Annotated in this window: 1 protein-coding gene; it reads left to right on the top strand. The window is 27.8% G+C overall.

Annotated elements, in window-relative coordinates:
* On the top strand, window positions 1-263 hold a 263-nt coding region (locus tag SB719_RS20795; RefSeq protein ID WP_412159836.1), incomplete at both ends, for a hypothetical protein.

Here is a 263-nt window from a genome sequence, read left to right as displayed (position 1 = left end):
TCTGAAAAGTTTTCCTTAGTTCATGAAAATTTTGCTAAAGGTATAGTCGATTTGTATTCTTTTAAACAAGAATATGATGACTTTTTCAATTCAAAATGTAAAGAAAATGAATTCCTAAGAGAGAAAATTTTAAAGTTTAAAAAAGACAATAAGCATCTAATTAATGATCTAGATTGGAATGAAATAATAGATCTGAGAAACACAATTCTCGCCCATAACCTCCGAGATAAGAACAAAAGCCTAGCAAACCGTAATTTAACAAA

The organism is Pantoea sp. SIMBA_079, from assembly GCF_046940275.1.
Taxonomy (GTDB): Bacteria; Pseudomonadota; Gammaproteobacteria; order Enterobacterales; family Enterobacteriaceae; genus Pantoea; species Pantoea borealis.
The sequence above is the reverse complement of the archived record's forward strand: the minus strand, read 5'-3'. Positions and strand labels throughout refer to the sequence as shown.